The organism is Bradyrhizobium sp. USDA 4452 (assembly GCF_054063575.1).
The window spans coordinates 1-16113 of sequence record NZ_JBSSGK010000002.1; the positions used below are offsets into that span (position 1 = coordinate 1).

The following is a 16113-nucleotide window of genomic DNA, read 5'->3' on the forward strand; positions in this document are numbered from 1 at the left end:
CGAAAAAGCCCACTGTCCACTCGGACAATGGGCTCATGTGCAATGGTTGGAATCAGATGACGATGCTATCGCCAGCCCAACGCGGCAGGCCGGCGATAAAGCCTGGCTTGGTGTTGGTGTCGAGCAGGATCTGGTCAGACAGGCGCTTGGCGGCGGAGACCGCCTTCCGGTTCTTCAGCATCTGCGTGCCGTCATGCGGCGTCCAGAAGCGGGAGCGCGGTACGAAGGGCTCGTTGATGCGGGCCTTGAACCTGCTCCACTTCGACGGCATGGAGACCTTCAGCTCAGCAGTCTTCGGCTTGACGCCATATCGCCCCACGCCCATGAACTGGATCGAGCGCCGCTTCGCCGGATATTCGACCGATGCGTCGTAGACCGGGTAGCGCATGTAGAGACGGTAGCCAGCCCGAGACGGGACATAGAACTTGTGGAAGTTCACCCGATTCGAGAAGACGGCGTTTCCGCTTTCGTGCCCGGCCTGGACGACCAGGTCCGGCTGCGCCTGCACCGGCTCCAGCTGAGGGCTGATCGAGCTGCGCCAGGGCGCCTTCATGATCGGCTCGATCGAGACGATCCGCTTGTAGGCGGTCGACGGGATCGGAAACTTGCGCTTCAGATTGAAGGGCGTGTTGCAGAAGACCGAGTAAGGCAGCTGGGCCTTGATGAAGAGACGGAAGTAGCTTCCGTAGTTCTGGACCTTGGTGTCGGTCTCAGTACCGTTGACAACCCATCGAGCGCGGCGAGCGGTTCGCTCTGCAGCTCGGTTGGGATACGGAAACTTGCCGTTCAGGAAGCGATGCGCCCGCCCGCCGCCCATGAACATGCGATAGTCAGCGGTGGCGTTCTCCCATTCCTGCCAGGTTCGGACCTGCGGCAGCTTTTGCAGCCAGGACTCGCGCTGCTCCTTGGTCAGCGATGGACCGGAGAACAGCGTGCTCGGAGGCGTCTGCGACTTCAGGAGTTTGCTGTCGATGAGATCGAGATACGTCTCGATGCCCTTCAGCGTGCCCTTCAGGCGGTGGTGCTTGATGGCGTTGGCGACGACGCTGCGTCGCTTGGTGACCGGCCAGCTCGAGTCCCAGAGATCGACCGAGAGAGCCCACGCCAGATAAGGCAGGAGGTTCTCGGGACATTCCCACGGGTTCCAGAGAAGCCGGATCGGAATGTTCAGATCCAGGAGGCGATCGACCTGCGAAGCCAGCGTCCGCTCGTATTCGGTCGCGTTCGGCGCCAGGATGTGGTCCATCAGGCGCTTCGGATACTTCGCCATGTTACTCCACCCTGAGCTGCTGCGGCGTGATCGCGGCGCTTTCGATGATGACGCACTGGTCGGTGCCGGCTACGACGTTCTCTGCCGGCGAGATAAGATCGACCGACTGGACGCCCTCCTGGTTGAGGGCGGAGATGATCGCGGACCTGGTGAGGTCTCGGCCGATCAGCGAAACGTTGTCGCGGACCTTCTGCAGCGCCTTGCCGATATCGGCCATCACCAGCGAAGCGTCCGGACCCGGATAGAGCCAGATGTTTGCGACGATCTGAGTGGTGATCGGCCTGACCGGCACGACGCTGACCACGTCGGTGAGCGGCCGAATGCCCTTCGAATTGATACGATCGCGGACCAGTAGGATGGTCGCCGTGGTCGGCACCGGATTGGATCCGCGTGCCATGACGGTGATCTTCACCCTGCCCCTGTCGTCCATCTTCACCGCGGTGGCGTCCCGGACGTTGGTCGGGTCAGCGGTAAGCGCCTGGAAGATGTAGGCGCCTTCGGAGCCGGCGGTCGAGAATGCCTCGGGCGCGAGCTGGGCTCGGCGGCGCAGGCTTTCGTCCGTTTCGCCGGCAGCGCGCTCGACGCCGAAGAATGCAGCCAAGTTGTCGAGATCGCGGCCCTTAGAGAAGGCCAGCATGACGGCGCGAGCCGCCGAGTTGATGCGGGTTCGCACCAGCATTTCGCCGTAGGCTTCCGCCTCCAGGACAATGTTGGTCGGCGACTGCTCAAGCTTCAGAGCAGCCGCGAGCTTGTCGTTCTTGGAGAGCACGTCGTCCTGGTACCGCTTGAGCAGCACCTCGAAGTCGATGGTCTCGATGACGTCGGGCGGCGGCAGCCGCGCGAAGTCGATGTAAAGCGCGGGTGACTCGTAGTTCGGCATCAGGCCCTCGCCTTAGATTGTTGTTTTTGTTCTCTTGAGCTGCGCGTCGATAAGGTCGACGCCCTCAACGGTGATGGTGATGTCGCCGGTCGAGTCGAACGCGTCGATCGACACACGGGAAACCTTGAACTCCGGTTCGTAGGTGTTGATGGCGGAGATCGCCGCCATCATTCCGGTCATGAGGGTTTCCTCATTTCCCGGCTTGTCCTGCATGTCGACGAATTTCGATCCCCACCACAGGCGCATCAGTCGAACGCCGATGCGGGTGGTGAGGATGCACTCGATGGACTGCTTAATGCGTGGCCAGCCCTGAACGTATTCGCCCGTCTTCCGGTCGATATCGATCAGATGCTCAGTTGCCAGCGCCATTCGCAGGAGCCTCCGTCACGACTGCGCCGGCAGCAGCAGTCTTTGCCTTCTTGGCGGGAGCGGCCGGAGCCGGCTTATCCTCGACCTTGGTCAGGGCGTGACCGAGATATTTGGCCTGCCCTTCCGTGAGCGTCACGACCTTGCCAACGGGCTGCTTCAGCCCGCCCAGCCAGATTTCCTTGTCGACGGTGTATTGCGGCATTGTTCTTGTTCCTTGTTACGCAATCTTGGCCCAGACGACCTGCGAGGGACCGGACTCGGTCATCACTCGTTTGTCGGCCATCTCCTTCGGGCCGGTGACGCCGAGATTGACTCGGCCGCCGTTGATGTAGACCCAGCGTCCATCCACGCCGCAGGAGCACTCAGAGGCGCCCTTCACTTCGACGTAGCTTTCCTGGATCGTTACCTTGGTCTTGTCCTTGCCCTGGCTGACGACGATCGAGGAGTCATCGAGCTTGATGTTCGCCTTGTCCTCACCGAACGAAACGTTCAGGTCTTTCTCGGTCCACTTGATGACGGCGGTCTTGTCCTTGAACTGGATCTTGACCTGATCCTTGTCCATGACGACGTCGGCCTTTTCGCCGTCATCGCCGTAGCGGAGGTGGACCTTGTCCTCGTCCTGCCGGTAGTAGGACTTCTTGTCGCCAACCGTCTTGACGATCTTTTCCTGGTCCGTCAGCACCTGCGTGGTGTCGGAATGACCTTGCTCCTCGACCTGCGGGATCTTGCGAGAGGCTTGCTGCTTCTGGCCGGCGCCCTGCCCGTCAGCGCCAGCTGCTCCACCCGGAGCCTGAAGGCTGCCGCCGTTGAGCACTGTCTGGACGGTCTGGACGATGTTGCCGACCGAGGTCAGGTTCGTCAGGCCCTGCAGCTGAGCGAGCTGGCCGAGATTGGCGAAGCCCGACATGTTGCTGATATTGATCAGGCTGCTGATCTGGCCGAAGTCGCCGACGTTGGCGAGGTTCAGGTTGGCGAGGCCGCCCATGTTACCGAGGTTGCCGATCGCGCTGGTGAAGTTCGACATGTCCAGGCCGTTGAGACCGGCCATTCCAGCGAGGCCGCCGAGATCACCCATGGCGTCCATGTTGGCGCCCTTCTTCTGGATGATCAGGTGGTGCAGGTTCTTCGTGACCCGCTGCCAGGTGCTGTACTTGTCGTTGCCGCCCTGTTGGCCGCCGTCAGCAGATGCGCCGCCGGCACCGCCGAATGAGCCGCCCTGTTGGCCACCGTTCTTCTGATCCTCTTCGTCCTCGACCAGATGGACGACTTCATCCGGCTTGTCGTGGGGCGACGGGGTTTCGGGCCCGTAGTGGTAAGGCTCGGCGGTCGCCAGCTCCATCATGCCGTTGACGCCGCGGAGCAGCGCGTACTGGCCCTTCTTCGGAGGGACCGACGACTTGATCGTGCCGTGGGAGAAGCTCTTCCACGGCTGCCAGTCGCTCTTGACGGTGTCGCCGCGCTTGCCGCCCGAGCCGCTTGGGGTGTCGTCCTGCCCATCGTTGAGCTTGACGTACCAGCGCTGCTTCTCGAACTTGACGTCGACGATCTTGCCGAGCCGCTCCTTGCCTTGGATCTTGCGCTCAAGATCCTGCATTCGCCGCTCCATAGCGTGTAGAGCGCGCATGGCGGTTAGTCCTCTGGGGTGATGTCCAGCGTCTCTTCGGCGTGGGCGCCGCTTGCCAGGTTGATCTGGCCGAGCGCCGTGACGCGGCTGCGGGGCACCTTGTTGATCCGTTCTCCGTTGAGGAAGAAATACGAGCGCTCGACCGACCGGTTGACACCGATCATCAAGTCGCTGGTCCACTCAACGATACCGACGGCGATGCCTTCTCGTCGCAGCTCTGGCTGGCTGATGCGTTTGAAAATGACCTTCGTGGCGGGCGCCGCGTTGGGGTCGCCGAAGGTATTCAGGTTCGCCATGATGGCGATCTTCTCGACCAAATCCCAGGCGTCCGCGTCCCCGTCCAACTGGACGTAGCGGTTCTCGTCGATGATGACGACAACCACGCGGAGGCAAGCGTTCAGCTCGCCGGTCGAGTGATGTTCGGTCGGGACATTCATGACTGCGACGCGAGCGCAAGGCGTCTTCAGCGTCCAGTCTGCAATGTCTTTCTCATCAAAGAGGCCATCGTACCAGTCGACGTTCTGGATCTCAGGCGCCGCTGCCTTGATGGCCTCGATGATGTTGTTTCGGAAGTTGACGATCGCGCTCATTAGGTTGCCTTCAGGTGATCGCGGATCATCTTGCTGATGCGCCGCGCGTTCTCAGCGGAAAAGCCCATGAACGGGCGAGCTGGTGAGTGCGGCGTCGTCTTCTTCTTGTACTTGCCGCGGCTGTTCTTCACGCCGTCCTGCACGTACGAGCTATACTTGGCGTCGGAGACGACCTGGAAGCCGTGGTTGTCGACGTCGCCAGTGTGGATGCCACCGACGAGCTTGCCGGTCGCATACAGCGGCCAGTCGGTGCCCTTCAGCTTGATCGTGAGCGCCGCGAGACCTGCCCACCTCTCTCCGGAGGGGCTGGTCTGGGTCTTGTTGATGCGGTTCTGCGTCGAGCGGACCATATACTCGGCGGCCTGTTGCCACACCGGCTCCATGTGCTCCGCATCCTGGAGGAGCTTCGTGATCCGCTTGTTCAGCTGAGCCAGAGACTCAGCATTCATCCTGACGCTAAAGCTGGGCATTACGCCCTACCGCAGTCGAACGACCCTCCAGAACGCTTCACGTTCGGGTTCGTCGTCTCTCCGGTCTCCGGGTCAGTCTCCGGCGGCAGCCCGAGGCCGACCTTGCCGGTCGAAATCTTCTCAAGCAGCGCCAGCGCGTCCTCGTATCGGACCCGCATTTCATCCGTACGCCCGCCGCGGCCGAGCGCGATCTTATAGACCGCGATGTCGATCGCACAGTTCTTCACCACGCCGGGCGTGGGAACTACCGGGATCGTGTACTGGGCCGACAGGTAGGCGTCGCAAATCTCGTCGGCAGCCAGAAGCCCCTTGTCAACGACGAGAGGGTCTGGCGTGCCGTCACGGTCGTAGTCAGCGATCTTGACGAGAAGATCGGTGCCGTAAAGCTCGTCGATGTCTTCCTTCGTCGCGTATCCCATGACCACTCCTGCCGATTACTCGGACTTCTTCTTGGCCTTGCTGGCCTTCTTCTTCGGCGTCGCGGCCTTACCCTCCGTGTCGGGGGTCTCTTCGCTGTCGCCCTCGCCTTCGTCGCCAGCCTCGTCGGCGGCTTCGTCAGCCTGCGCTTCGGTCTGCTCGGGCTGCGTCTCCGCAGTCACCTCGACCTCGGCTTCGGGCTCGACCGTTTCCAGTTCGGGCTCGTCGTTGCCGTGCAGGTTGGCGAAGCGAGCGGCCCGGACTTCATCCGGCACGAGCTTACGGATGCGACGCTTGTAGTTCGCGGTCGCTTCACGGGTGCGGAAGCCTTTTGCTCCAAGCATTCTTGTTCTCCAGAGTCACAAAGAACCCTCCCCGGCTTCGAGAGCCAAGGAGGGTCTTGTGTTTCAGCTGTTAACCGTCAGGGGCTGACGATTAGGCGGCCAGCTTGTGCTTGAACGCCACGATGCGGATGATCTTCGCATCGTAGACGCGCTTCCAGTTGGCGACGTCGGCCAGCTCGGTGTTCGACGGGGTCACGCCGGCCTGGTTCGTGCCGAGCCACTTGACGCCACGCGGATGCATGACCCACTGGCGACGGTTCACGATGTACTCCTGGCCCATGCCCTTCAGAGCCTGGCGCTCGACTTCCACCGGCACCTTGGGCGACTTCTCGCCGAAGCCGACCGCACCGGGGCCGAAGATGTAGGTGGTGAACACGCGGTTCGCACCGGCGCCGGTCACCGGCATGCTGTCGTCGACGATGACGGTCTTGCCGAGGTAGGTCGGGATCGTCAGCTTGCCCTGGGAGTCGGGCACGAAGTCGATCAGGTCGGCCTTCACCATCGCCTTCAGGGTCAGCGAGTGGACGGCCACGGCGTTCAGACCGCCCTGCTCGTCGCCGAGCAAGAAGGCTGCGTCGATGAACGAGTCGGCGTCGAAGTTCTCGGCACCACCGGTCAGGGTGGAGATGTCGTTGACGTTGGCCGCCATGTCGGTCGAGCCCATGGCGCCGGCCAGGGTCGCGAGCAGAGCGGTCTGCATGCGCTTGTTCCACCAGTCGGCGAAACGGTTGGCGATCGCGTCGATCGGGTCCGCGCCGGACAGGTCGGCCGCGAGGTCGCTCGAACCGAACGCCTTACCGCGCAGAAGCTTCACGGCCACGTCCTGGCCGGTCGTCATCTTGCTGACGGTCAGGTCGGTCGTGTCGTCGAGGATCTGCTCGGCGTCGGAGGCGTCGAGGTCGTTGAAGAACGGCATGTTGACCGTCTTGCCTTCGATCTCGGCGTCGATGACGCTGGAGAGGTCGGTGATGATCCCCGACTGGAACAGCTCCGACTTCTGCGTCGAGAGCACCTGGACGTACTTGTTGAACTTGGTCGGGACGATCATGTCCGCGAGACGAGTCTCAGTCATTTCTCACTCTTGAGTTTGACTGGCCTTTGCCCTCTTTGGGTGCAGCTTTTTGCATTCATGCAAACGCCGGGGCGCGAACGTCCCGGCGGTTGCGAAGAATGAGCGTGTTGGGGTGTTAGTCCGTGACGCCGGCTGCAGCCTTGAGCTGCTTGGCCAGTTCGGGTTTGGTGTTTTCCAGCACCATCTGCTGGGTGATGTTGCGCGTTTCCTTGGCCCAGGGGTTCACGACCCCGCCGGCCGGCGGATTGCTGGGGGTGTTGGGGTTGGTCCCCAGGCCGCGCTTCTCGTCAGGCTTGAAGAGAGCGGCGCGGCTCTCGCGGATCTCAGCGACGAGATCAGCGACGGTGAACGCGGTGCCCGCGTGGTCCTTGATGCGCGGGTTGCCGTTGGCGTCGATGACATCGACGACGACATTCCCGTCCTTCATGGACGTGCGGACGAACTTGCTCACCAGGAGTTCGACGGCATCCCGCGCGTCGTCCAGTGGGTTGGCTTTTGCGACCTCGGACTTGATCTGGCTGTCGCCCATCAAAGTCTTCAGTTGCCCCGTCAGGCTGTTGTTCGCCGTCTCCAGGTTCTTGACCGTGGTGGTCAGCTCGGTCTCACGCACAGTCCACTGTGCCTGGAGTTGACCCTTGAGGGTCTCGACCTTGGTGTTGGCGATCTGCTCAGCCTCTTTCGTGGGATCGAGTGCGGACAGTCGTGCCGCCGTTTCAACCGCGGTCTTCGCGGCTTCCGGCGTGATGTCTCCGAAGGCGGTGACACGCTCGATCGCGGTGCGAGCCGCGGCGGCGTCGAGGCCTTCGTAGGGCTTCAGCTGCGCCTGGAGCACGGAAACGTTGTTGCGTTCCGCACCGAGCGCCGTCTTCAGGCCCTGGGTGTTGTCGAGTTGGAAACCGTCGACCGGCGTGACGTTCAGGAAGAACTTCCCGTCCTTCTGCACGTAGTAGCCGCGGAGGCCCTCGTCGAGTTCATTGAGATCAGTAACGACTGCTTTGAGCATATCCATCCCGGAAATGCGGGGCATCCCGCCCCTCGTGATAAAAGGACCCCATGGCGTCCCGCCGTGTGGTCCGGTGAATCCCCCAGGAGCGGGGGAATCGAAGTTGCCAGCAGCGATCGGTCGAGGTCCCATCCCGGGAGGCTCGGTTGATCGGTGCTGGCGAATTGGGTGAGCCGCTGAGCGGCCCAAGAGTTCTGTCCGCCCTTGGCGGATGAACGAGACTGGCTGGCACGGCAGGTCTCGAACCTGCGACACCCTCGTTAACAGCGAGGTGCTCTACCGGCTGAGCTACATGCCAAGAAGTTGTTCAGCGGCGGCGCGGGCGTGCGGCGCGCTCTTTGGTATCTCTGCCCGTCTTGTGCAGGATGCGAGCTGAGACCGCTGAAATCGCGCTCTACCGGAGGAATCCAGGAGCGCGCGAACCCACGACGCAAAAAGACCCGCCAGGCGATTGATCCTGGGCGGGCTAGAAGTCGGAGTGAGATTGGTGTTGAGCGGGCACCCATACGGTGTGCCTATGATCTCGCAGGCAGAGCCTAATCGAGCGCTCAGGCAGCCAGAGAAATTTCCTCCACGGGAGTGAAGTCCCGCTCGAAGGCCTCGGGCTTCTCGAACCCGATCGAATTGTCAGCGTAGAAGACGACGATGTCGCCCGCGGCGCAGGACTGCACGCCGAACGGTGTGCTGTAAGTCAGACCGCCCAGGCTGTTCATCTCCAGCTCACCCGATTGAATCCGGGTCACCAGCCATTGCGGCGGCGTCTCGTCAGCGGCTTGACCCCAGAGTGGCAGGCGGAAGGCTTGGACGAGGTTTTTGCTGAGGAAGAGCTGCACGGTCACTCCATTTGCATTCAAGCAAATCTATACGCATGATATGGGGTTTCTGTCAAGGGTCGATCCAAAGAAAATGCAAATCAGTGCTTGCCGAAGAAAAGCCAGATCAGCCACAGCGCAAACAGGGCGGGAACCGCCTTCCCGAGCAGGAAGGCCAGCCCGACGTTGCGAGCCATCCTGACATCTCCTGCTATCTGCTGGACGTGTTTGTCGCCGGGCGGAGCACCCAATACCTCCGGCCGCGGAAGGCTGCCGGAGGGCATCGGAGGATCGTCGTCAGGTGACAAGTACGGGGCCGGGAGGCCTTTCGCCCGCGCTTCCAGGTTCAGAATGTGCTGCCACTTTGGGATCTTTCGCGCCATGCTTGACCTTCTTCTTGCCCTTGACCGTGAACTTGGGCTCGAAGCAGATCGGGCAGCAGTAGTACTCGTCCCCGACCAGCTTATCGAACAGAACCACGGACTTCGGGATCATCCGCACAAGCTCGCGCACCAGCGTGCCCTGCTTCAATGAGCAGGGCTCGCAGAAATATTGCTCGGCTTTCAGTTCCAGTACGATCTCAGCCATGGGACGCGCCACCTACCATGTGCATTTGCACCCGTCAATCAGATTTGCTTTTTGGGCCGATCCTGATTGTTGGGGAAATCAAACGTCTTCGGGGTACCCCCGGTTCCGTTTGCAGGCGTGTTGCTGTTGGCCGCTGCCGGGTCCGTCGTCTTCGACGGGGCGGCGGCTGGGTCGGTGGCGCTGGCGTTCGGATCGGTGCCGGCCGTGAGGGCCTGGTCGATCGCTGCCAGCGCGGTCAGCTCGTTCTGAATGTTGAAATCGTCGCCGAGCAGGTTCCGCTTGTAGACTTCGCGCAACAGGGTCTCTCGCGAGATGCCGCGCTTCTCGTACATGGCGACGAGCTGCTTCACCTCCTCGATCCGATCCTTGGTGTTCGAGAACTCGGTGTTCAGGATCACCTGGACCTGGCTGTAGTCCTTGCCGGTCCACTGCCCCATGAACTTGATCGCCTTCTCCAGCGCGTCCTGGCAGTTGATCGCCATGTCGTGGACGACGGAGTGGACCCGCGTTTCCTGGATGTCGCGCTCGTTCTGCGGCACGTACTGACGGTGCGTGCCCGTGACCGGGTTGAGCGCCATCATGTCCATCTGCATTTCGAGCTTGTCGAGATCCTTGGCGCCGCTCTCGATCGCCGTGCCGCGGGGCTCGACGTAGTACCAGCGGCCATTGGCTTCCGGCGCGTAGAGCACCTTGTAGGGGCCGATCGCGAACTGCTTCTCGTCTTCCGGGTCGATCTGGACGCCGGAGCACGCCAGCATCGGGAAGCGCGCCGCCGACAGGATCGACCGCTGGTCCGAGCTGGAGATCCAGTGCTCGATCTGCTTGTAGGCGAGATCGATGAAGATCGGCCGAGCCAGGTAGTCGGCTTCCTTTTCGCCGGCATACATGGTCACGAAGGGAACCTCGGCCATGTTCTGCAGCGGGGTCTCTTCGATGAAGTCCCAGTTCGAGCCGCCGGACTGAGCCTTCTGCTCCCAGAGCTGCACGATGCCCGACGTCTTGGTCGGGTCAATCTCGATCACGCGGATCTGGTTGTAGAGCACCTCCTTGAAGCCGTCGCGCTCGGCGCGCTGGCTGCGGATGCGGACGTGGACGGTCTTGGTGTCGCCGCCGACATACATGTCGTAGGCAGCTGCCACGTCGTCGACCTTGTACATCTTCATGAAGGGGCGAGCGCCGGATGCCTTCTGATCGGCGAGGCTCTTCATGTTGTAGGTATCGGGATGGTCCACCAGAAGGTGGCACATGCCGTCGAGCATCGAGTTGTTGAAATACTGGTGCCCGAAGATGTGCAGGTGGTTGCCCTGCAAATCGATGTCCTGGGTCCACAGATCGAGGTCAGGATCGCCGTTCTGGACCTTCAGCAGGGTTCGGAAGGGCTTGGCGGAAGCCGCATCCACGGCCTCCCTGAGCTTGTTGAGAGCGAACGTGGAAGCCAGTCGTGCCTGGTACCGGGTGTCCGACTCCTTCTCGTATTGCGGAAGGAAGGTGGCGCCCTGTGCCCGCATGGTCTCCGTGCCGCCGTAGACGGCGCGGAGCATCGCGGTGCGGGTCTGCATCGTTTCCGCGGCAGACGAGAGCTGCCCGGGATTACCCGTCTTGGGGGACGGGGTGTATTTGATCTGAGTGTCGGCCATTTCTTGGGGACGTCCTGACTTTACCAGTCAAGGATCGCGGCCTTGCGAGGTCCGAGGAGTTCGTTGAAGGCGTCGGACGCTGCGTCCACCTGGTCATCATGGGTGCCAAGCGGGAACATTTCCAACTCATCGGTGAAGCACTCATTCCAGTGCGCCTTCACCATCTTCATGTTGCGACCTTCGCACTGCGCAGCGAACGCTGCAGCGCGGGTCTCCTTCGAGCCTGTGGGGCGGATTGCCTTGATGCGATAGCCGGCGAGCCGGCGGATGAAATTCTGGGCCTGGCTCTTGCCGGCCTGGCCCGGGTCTTGCGGGATGACGATCTGGACCGAGTGTCCGTCGCTGCGCGCGGTGTCGAAGATCTTCTTCTCGACTTCGAGCGCGGAGCCGCGGAAGCGGATCACGTTCTCGATGTAGAAGATGCCGTTCATGTCCTTCGACATCAGGACGCCGACCGTGTAGTCGCCGTCAGCTGTCGCGGCCAAATCCCATGCGCGCACGCGGACGCGGCGGGCCGGCATCTCGCCGGGCTGCTCGAACCAGGCGGCGCTGAACATGCCGCCGTCGTCGGCCATCGGCTGCTGCTGGTAGAGAGCAGCGAAAGACCGTTCGCCCAGAACGTCCATGCGGTCGGTGAGAGCCGCATAGGAGAACCGGTTCGGCGCCAACGGCTCGTTCGGCTTTCGTCCGAGGGCGTCGCCGGGGACCGTGCCATCGTCGTTGAGGATCAGATCCTCGGTGCCGTCCTCGCGCTTGATCTTCTTGGTGTAGGGCAGTGCCGGCAGGTACAGGATGTCCCACGGCAAACCCTTGCCTGACTGCGCCAGGTCGACCAGGCGGCCGGCGATGTCGTCGTAGTGCCACCGCGTCAGCGTGAGGACGATTGCGGCGTCCTCTTCGAGACGGGTGTAAACGACGTCGCGGTACCAATCCCACTGGTCCTGACGGAATGAGGCGGAGTTGGCGTCCTTGCGGTCCTTGATCGGATCGTCGATCAGGAACAGGTTTGCACCCTTACCGGTGGTACCGGTGCCGACGCCGACCGCGAAGTATTTGCCGCCCTTCTCCAGCTCCCATTCATCGGCAGCGCGATTGTCGGAGCGGATCTTGGCGTCCGGGAAGAGCGTCTTGAACTCTTTGCCCTGGACGATGTTGCGGACGTCGCGGCCGAAGGTCGTTGCGAAGTCGCCGTTGTACGATGCCGAGATGACGTTCTTCTCGGGGTTCCTCGCCATGTACCAGGCGGGAAAGCGGCGGGTGGACAGCTCCGACTTGCCATGTCGCGGCGGAGCGAACAGCATCAGTCGCTTGATCTCGCCGCGCTCGACCGCCTCCAGCTTCTGGGCAACCAGGTGGTGGAACGGGTCGGCGTAGTATTTGTGGAGCGTGTACTCAGTGAAGTCGATGAGGTGCTCGCGGCCCCTCCGACGACGCAGGAGTTCGGCCGCCGCCTCCTCCGGGGAGACGTCGATCAGGTTGTTCATTTTGTTCTTGTTGTTGAGATGGAGCGGCGCGGCGGAATCGAACCGCCGTCTTGGCGAGCGACGCAGAAAGGTTGATCAGACCCACCGCTGCCGCCGTTGCGAACCGGTCACCGCGAAAAGAGGACCCCACGCCCTCTGGCCAAGAGGATCGTCCTGTTGATTCAGGACTTCGTATTGCGGTCGATCTGACTGCTCGTGCAGGCTGCTATGTGCGACTTAGTCCGCGCCCTCGTGGAAGGTTCTTTGGCGGATACCCCTTACCGAGACCAGTTTCGGCACAGGCAGTCAGATGCGATCCCGTCAGGGGTCTTGTTTGCTGGATTAGAACTTGAAGCCCGGCGCCTGGATCTCCAGGTCGGCCTTGCTGCTGGAGCGGACGGCGACTTCCACGAAGGCGGTCGGAGCGCCATTAACGGTCGGGTCGCCGTAGAACTTGACGATGCGGAGCCACTTCCCGTCCGTGTCCTGAACGAGGTCGGACACGGTGACGAGACGGGCATCTTCCACCTGCAGTTTCTGGTGGACGATCGAGATCGAAGACATGAGCTGCTCCTTAGACGATGTGCAGCTTGGCTGCGTCGTATTGGGCGAACACGCCCTTCTCCCAGAACCCGACCTTGCCGCGCATGGTGAAGGAATCGCCGGTCTTGGCGTAGTTGGCGAACGACGTCGCGGCTGCCTCGACGTACTCGGTGGCGCGCTCGTCGAGCTTCGGGATGTCGATCAGCGCGGTGCCGATCTTCAGGGCGTCGGTTGACACGTTGAGGCCGGCGAAGAACGCGGCGTCGTTGGTGTGGTTCTTGACGATGAAGTGGCGGGAACCCGTGAGGATCTTGGCGGCACCTTCGATCTCGCTCAGCGACTGGACGGTGCTGCCGACGACGTGCATGACGGTCACGTTCATCTTGCCGTCTTCGACCATGGCGAGCAGACCGATCTCGCTGAGCAGGGTCAGCGTGGGGGTCAGCAAGCCGGCCTGGATGTCGATCACGGTGACCGGGCTGCTGGGCAGCGCGTCGAACACCTTGATCTGGCCGTCCGAGCTGGACAGGTCGATCACTTCCGTCACGTCGGGATGGAAGCGCTTGAGATTGCCCTCGGGCATCTGCGTGTCGATCGCTCGGGCTTCGACGCCCTGAGCCTTGAAGTAGTCGAGCACTGTTCGTGCCACGACGGTCTTGCCGACACCGCCTTTATCGGCGCCGACGATTACCAGGTGGGGAAGTCCCATCTTGAGTTCCTCTTTGGGAGTTTGGATTTGGATCGGCGGAGGGTCCGGCTGGATCTCTCGCTTCACTTCGGAGAAGTTTCGCGCCTGCTGCTGGCTCATCTCCAAAAGTTCACGCCGTTGCTGGCGGATGCTTTCGGAGACGCCCATGGCGCCTCGCCTGTCGACAGCCATCGGTCACTCGCTAGTTCGGGGTGCCGTAGGTGTCGTACAGCTCCGGTAGCAGCCCCATGTTCGAGAGCACCTGAAGGACGGTCTTGGCGGCGGTCTCATCGCCCCGGATGGGGATCAGGGACTCGCGGGCGAACACGTCGTCGAACAGGCGCTGGTCGATCGCCCTCGCCTCCTCCTCGGTCTGCTTGCGACCGTACGGCTGGTACGGCTTCACGCGCTCGATGATGAAGTTGAGGTTGTTGTAGCTGTTGAACAGGCTGCGAGCTGACTGCTCCACTGCGTGGCGCTCGCGCCCATCGGAAACATAGGCGACACCGAGCAGCAGCGGAGAGTCGGTCACGATGAAGTCGACCTTGCCGACGAGGCGCCGCTGCCGGCGTTCCTGTTCAGCCGTGACGTAGAGCTGGCGCTTCAGATCGCTCCAATTCTCGTCGTAGGTCAGCTCCTTGGCGAACTCCGTCACCAGCTCGCAGCGGACGTTGAGGAGCTTCAGGAGGAAGAACACACCTGCAGCGGTGGTGCTCTTGCCGGCTCCGGGGGCCGCCGATGAGATTGATGACGAAGCTCATGTTGCCTCAGTGAACGGTGTCTGACTTCTTTGCCGGCGGCTGCCGCGGTGATGCGGCCTGGCCTGCGATCTCGAGGAGCTGGTCCTCGGTCATCTCGTTGGCCGGCTTGGTGACGTTGAGGTTGGTGGTGTTCTCGTCCTTCTGGCCGAGGTAGTTCTTGCCCAGGAAGATCGCGGCGGGCGCGTTCTTGTCGGCGAGTGCCAACTGCTTGCGGCGGAGCGAGACCTTCGCGTGCATCAGGCCGTCGTCCCAAACCTCACGAGCTTCGGGATATTCGCCGAGGAAGGTCGAGAAGGTCTTCTTGCAGACGCCCAACACGGCGGCGGCTTCTTCCTGGGTGCAGAACAGCTTGCCCAGCTCGCCGAGCGTTCGGAGCGTCACTTCGTCCGGCTGGAGCTTGGTGTTGCGGCGCTTGATCGGCTCGGCAAGCACCTCGTCGAGGAAGGCAGTCTCCTCGCCTTCCTTCTTGGCGGCAGCCTCTGCAGCGGCCTTGCGCGCAGCAGCTTCCTCCTTCGTCGGGCGACCCCGACGACGCGGCGTGTCAGTCATGTGCTTTTCTTCTTGTTATTGGAGCGTCGTGACGATGTCGTCTTCGTCCATGTCACGCAGATCGAGAGTGACGTACAGGCCATCCGGTGGCATGACCAAACCGATCACGACAGCCTCCTCCGGGTCCTCTGTGTAGTCGCCGAACTTGTCGTAGAAGTCGGTGATCGGGACGACGAAGCCGTGGTCGTGGACAGCGACGCGGTTCTGCAGATCGAACCGGTAGCCCATCAGTCTCGCAGGCCGGGGAAAGCCAGGTCGACCCACTTCAGGATCTCCTGCTTCGGCGCAGCTCCCGTCTTCATTGATGTGACGATGCCGTCCTTGACGGCGACGAGCGCCGGCACCTGGCCGACCTTGAAGCGCTGGGTGGCGGCCACGCAGTGCTCGACATCGGCCTTGACGAAGGTGACCTTGCCGGCCAGCTCCTTCTCGATCGCGTCCAGCGTCGGCGTCATCGCCTTGCACGGCTGGCACCAGCGTGCCTCGAACTTGATGACGACCGGCCCCTCGGCCTGGAGAACGTCGGCGGGGAACGAGCTGTCGGTAACGGATTTCATCGGGAGAAGATCTTCTTGAGTGAGGAGATGCCCGCCACACCGCAAATCGTCAGGACGATTTGTTCCTGCATGGTGTTGTAGGGCGCGGGGAGCGCGGCAATCTTCCAGCTGCCGACCTCATGGCCGAGCAGCGGGATCGAGTCGAAGACGACTGCCGCAACGTGAAAGAACAGGACGGCGAAGGCGACCGGCACCATCCAGGCGGTGAACCAGTGCTCCCGATCGTCCTTGCGCATGTCGGCCGCCATGCGGGCGACCTCGACCTTGTAGCGCAGCTCGGCGACATTCAGCTGGACGTCGCCGCCGACCGCGGTCTTGAATTTCTCAAGGTCTGCGTCGGTCTTCTTGTTCAGCCAGTCGAGGAACGAGGTCCCGAACTTGGGCAAGAGGCCCATGATGATTGAGAACAGCATTGCGGTCCTTGAAACGAAAAAGGCCGCCCCGAAGGACGGCCTGGTTGGTGTGCGTTGTGCGGT

At 62.1% G+C, this 16113-nt stretch carries 22 protein-coding genes and 1 tRNA gene; all 23 read right to left on the reverse strand.

The window, feature by feature from the left end:
• Positions 1–52 precede the first annotated feature (52 nt).
• The 23 genes from ACVISU_RS41065 to ACVISU_RS41175 all read right to left on the reverse strand — a co-directional run bounded on the left by ACVISU_RS41065 (position 53) and on the right by ACVISU_RS41175 (position 16050).
• Positions 53–1270: a phage tail protein I gene (locus tag ACVISU_RS41065; RefSeq protein ID WP_051447825.1), complete on the reverse strand. Its 1218-nt coding sequence runs from the start codon at positions 1268–1270 to the stop codon at positions 53–55.
• 1 nt (position 1271) lies between these two features.
• Positions 1272–2150 carry a baseplate assembly protein gene (locus tag ACVISU_RS41070; RefSeq protein ID WP_028340245.1) on the reverse strand — a complete coding sequence of 293 codons (879 nt, stop codon included), beginning with the start codon at positions 2148–2150 and terminating at the stop codon, positions 1272–1274.
• A 12-nt stretch (positions 2151–2162) separates the two neighbouring features.
• Positions 2163–2519 carry a GPW/gp25 family protein gene (locus ACVISU_RS41075; protein ID WP_051447826.1) on the reverse strand — a complete coding sequence of 119 codons (357 nt, stop codon included), beginning with the start codon at positions 2517–2519 and terminating at the stop codon, positions 2163–2165.
• Complete coding sequence (locus tag ACVISU_RS41080; RefSeq protein WP_028340246.1) at positions 2503–2721, reverse strand: hypothetical protein; 219 nt, start codon at positions 2719–2721, stop codon at positions 2503–2505. Before ACVISU_RS41080 ends, ACVISU_RS41075 begins: the two co-directional genes overlap by 17 nt.
• Positions 2722–2736: 15 nt before the next feature.
• Positions 2737–4113, reverse strand: coding sequence for a hypothetical protein (locus ACVISU_RS41085; RefSeq protein ID WP_028340247.1), 1377 nt, complete (start codon positions 4111–4113; stop codon positions 2737–2739).
• 35 nt (positions 4114–4148) lie between these two features.
• On the reverse strand, positions 4149–4733 hold the full coding sequence (locus tag ACVISU_RS41090; RefSeq protein ID WP_028340248.1) for a hypothetical protein: 585 nt from the start codon (positions 4731–4733) through the stop codon (positions 4149–4151).
• The gene (locus tag ACVISU_RS41095) at positions 4733–5182 is read right to left on the reverse strand and encodes a phage virion morphogenesis protein (RefSeq protein ID WP_028340249.1); all 450 of its coding nucleotides are present in this window, start codon (positions 5180–5182) and stop codon (positions 4733–4735) included. Before ACVISU_RS41095 ends, ACVISU_RS41090 begins: the two co-directional genes overlap by 1 nt.
• Before the next feature lie 20 nt (positions 5183–5202).
• On the reverse strand, positions 5203–5622 hold the full coding sequence (locus ACVISU_RS41100; RefSeq protein WP_028340250.1) for a gp436 family protein: 420 nt from the start codon (positions 5620–5622) through the stop codon (positions 5203–5205).
• A gap of 15 nt (positions 5623–5637) precedes the next feature.
• Positions 5638–5964, reverse strand: a complete 327-nt coding sequence (locus ACVISU_RS41105; protein ID WP_028340251.1) for a hypothetical protein — start codon at positions 5962–5964, stop codon at positions 5638–5640.
• A 91-nt stretch (positions 5965–6055) separates the two neighbouring features.
• Positions 6056–7036 (reverse strand): major capsid protein, encoded by a 981-nt coding sequence (locus tag ACVISU_RS41110; RefSeq protein ID WP_028340252.1) that lies wholly within the window; start codon positions 7034–7036, stop codon positions 6056–6058.
• Between the two features lie 115 nt (positions 7037–7151).
• Positions 7152–8063, reverse strand: a complete 912-nt coding sequence (locus tag ACVISU_RS41115) for a hypothetical protein (protein ID WP_155258439.1) — start codon at positions 8061–8063, stop codon at positions 7152–7154.
• 198 nt (positions 8064–8261) lie between these two features.
• A tRNA-Asn gene (locus ACVISU_RS41120) sits at positions 8262–8337 on the reverse strand.
• 250 nt (positions 8338–8587) lie between these two features.
• Entirely contained in the window at positions 8588–8878 is a 291-nt protein-coding gene (locus ACVISU_RS41125; RefSeq protein WP_028340254.1) for a hypothetical protein, read from the reverse strand.
• 270 nt (positions 8879–9148) lie between these two features.
• Positions 9149–9439 (reverse strand): hypothetical protein, encoded by a 291-nt coding sequence (locus ACVISU_RS41130; RefSeq protein WP_028340255.1) that lies wholly within the window; start codon positions 9437–9439, stop codon positions 9149–9151.
• Between the two features lie 38 nt (positions 9440–9477).
• Positions 9478–11076, reverse strand: coding sequence for a DUF4055 domain-containing protein (locus ACVISU_RS41135; protein ID WP_172647899.1), 1599 nt, complete (start codon positions 11074–11076; stop codon positions 9478–9480).
• 20 nt (positions 11077–11096) lie between these two features.
• The gene (gene terL / locus ACVISU_RS41140) at positions 11097–12560 is read right to left on the reverse strand and encodes a phage terminase large subunit (RefSeq protein WP_051447827.1); all 1464 of its coding nucleotides are present in this window, start codon (positions 12558–12560) and stop codon (positions 11097–11099) included.
• A 321-nt stretch (positions 12561–12881) separates the two neighbouring features.
• Positions 12882–13103 (reverse strand): hypothetical protein, encoded by a 222-nt coding sequence (locus ACVISU_RS41145; RefSeq protein ID WP_028340257.1) that lies wholly within the window; start codon positions 13101–13103, stop codon positions 12882–12884.
• Between the two features lie 10 nt (positions 13104–13113).
• A complete protein-coding gene (locus tag ACVISU_RS41150; RefSeq protein WP_028340258.1) occupies positions 13114–13791 on the reverse strand; it encodes a P-loop NTPase family protein in 678 nt (225 codons plus the stop codon).
• A gap of 181 nt (positions 13792–13972) precedes the next feature.
• Entirely contained in the window at positions 13973–14515 is a 543-nt protein-coding gene (locus ACVISU_RS41155) for an AAA family ATPase (RefSeq protein WP_456711033.1), read from the reverse strand.
• Positions 14516–14537: 22 nt separating this feature from the next.
• On the reverse strand, positions 14538–15080 hold the full coding sequence (locus ACVISU_RS41160; RefSeq protein ID WP_035631366.1) for a hypothetical protein: 543 nt from the start codon (positions 15078–15080) through the stop codon (positions 14538–14540).
• Between the two features lie 15 nt (positions 15081–15095).
• A complete protein-coding gene (locus tag ACVISU_RS41165; RefSeq protein WP_028340259.1) occupies positions 15096–15308 on the reverse strand; it encodes a hypothetical protein in 213 nt (70 codons plus the stop codon).
• On the reverse strand, positions 15308–15637 hold the full coding sequence (locus tag ACVISU_RS41170) for a thioredoxin family protein (RefSeq protein ID WP_028340260.1): 330 nt from the start codon (positions 15635–15637) through the stop codon (positions 15308–15310). The genes ACVISU_RS41165 and ACVISU_RS41170 overlap by 1 nt, the downstream gene beginning before the upstream one ends.
• Positions 15634–16050, reverse strand: coding sequence for a hypothetical protein (locus tag ACVISU_RS41175; RefSeq protein WP_028340261.1), 417 nt, complete (start codon positions 16048–16050; stop codon positions 15634–15636). Before ACVISU_RS41175 ends, ACVISU_RS41170 begins: the two co-directional genes overlap by 4 nt.
• Positions 16051–16113 lie beyond the last annotated feature (63 nt).

Bases quoted from the DNA above. Each gene is read 5' to 3' on its own strand.
- ACVISU_RS41080 (WP_028340246.1), bottom strand. From the start codon at position 2,721: ATGCCGCAATACACCGTCGACAAGGAAATCTGGCTGGGCGGGCTGAAG.
- ACVISU_RS41075 (WP_051447826.1), bottom strand. From the start codon at position 2,519: ATGGCGCTGGCAACTGAGCATCTGATCGATATCGACCGGAAGACGGGC.
- ACVISU_RS41175 (WP_028340261.1), bottom strand. From the start codon at position 16,050: ATGCTGTTCTCAATCATCATGGGCCTCTTGCCCAAGTTCGGGACCTCG.
- ACVISU_RS41130 (WP_028340255.1), bottom strand. From the start codon at position 9,439: ATGGCTGAGATCGTACTGGAACTGAAAGCCGAGCAATATTTCTGCGAG.
- ACVISU_RS41090 (WP_028340248.1), bottom strand. From the start codon at position 4,733: ATGAGCGCGATCGTCAACTTCCGAAACAACATCATCGAGGCCATCAAG.
- ACVISU_RS41100 (WP_028340250.1), bottom strand. From the start codon at position 5,622: ATGGGATACGCGACGAAGGAAGACATCGACGAGCTTTACGGCACCGAT.
- ACVISU_RS41135 (WP_172647899.1), bottom strand. From the start codon at position 11,076: ATGGCCGACACTCAGATCAAATACACCCCGTCCCCCAAGACGGGTAAT.
- terL (WP_051447827.1), bottom strand. From the start codon at position 12,560: ATGAACAACCTGATCGACGTCTCCCCGGAGGAGGCGGCGGCCGAACTC.
- ACVISU_RS41110 (WP_028340252.1), bottom strand. From the start codon at position 7,036: ATGACTGAGACTCGTCTCGCGGACATGATCGTCCCGACCAAGTTCAAC.
- ACVISU_RS41150 (WP_028340258.1), bottom strand. From the start codon at position 13,791: ATGGGACTTCCCCACCTGGTAATCGTCGGCGCCGATAAAGGCGGTGTC.
- ACVISU_RS41085 (WP_028340247.1), bottom strand. From the start codon at position 4,113: ATGCAGGATCTTGAGCGCAAGATCCAAGGCAAGGAGCGGCTCGGCAAG.
- ACVISU_RS41065 (WP_051447825.1), bottom strand. From the start codon at position 1,270: ATGGCGAAGTATCCGAAGCGCCTGATGGACCACATCCTGGCGCCGAAC.
- ACVISU_RS41170 (WP_028340260.1), bottom strand. From the start codon at position 15,637: ATGAAATCCGTTACCGACAGCTCGTTCCCCGCCGACGTTCTCCAGGCC.
- ACVISU_RS41095 (WP_028340249.1), bottom strand. From the start codon at position 5,182: ATGAATGCTGAGTCTCTGGCTCAGCTGAACAAGCGGATCACGAAGCTC.
- ACVISU_RS41160 (WP_035631366.1), bottom strand. From the start codon at position 15,080: ATGACTGACACGCCGCGTCGTCGGGGTCGCCCGACGAAGGAGGAAGCT.
- ACVISU_RS41070 (WP_028340245.1), bottom strand. From the start codon at position 2,150: ATGCCGAACTACGAGTCACCCGCGCTTTACATCGACTTCGCGCGGCTG.
- ACVISU_RS41115 (WP_155258439.1), bottom strand. From the start codon at position 8,063: ATGCCCCGCATTTCCGGGATGGATATGCTCAAAGCAGTCGTTACTGAT.
- ACVISU_RS41145 (WP_028340257.1), bottom strand. From the start codon at position 13,103: ATGTCTTCGATCTCGATCGTCCACCAGAAACTGCAGGTGGAAGATGCC.
- ACVISU_RS41165 (WP_028340259.1), bottom strand. From the start codon at position 15,308: ATGGGCTACCGGTTCGATCTGCAGAACCGCGTCGCTGTCCACGACCAC.
- ACVISU_RS41105 (WP_028340251.1), bottom strand. From the start codon at position 5,964: ATGCTTGGAGCAAAAGGCTTCCGCACCCGTGAAGCGACCGCGAACTAC.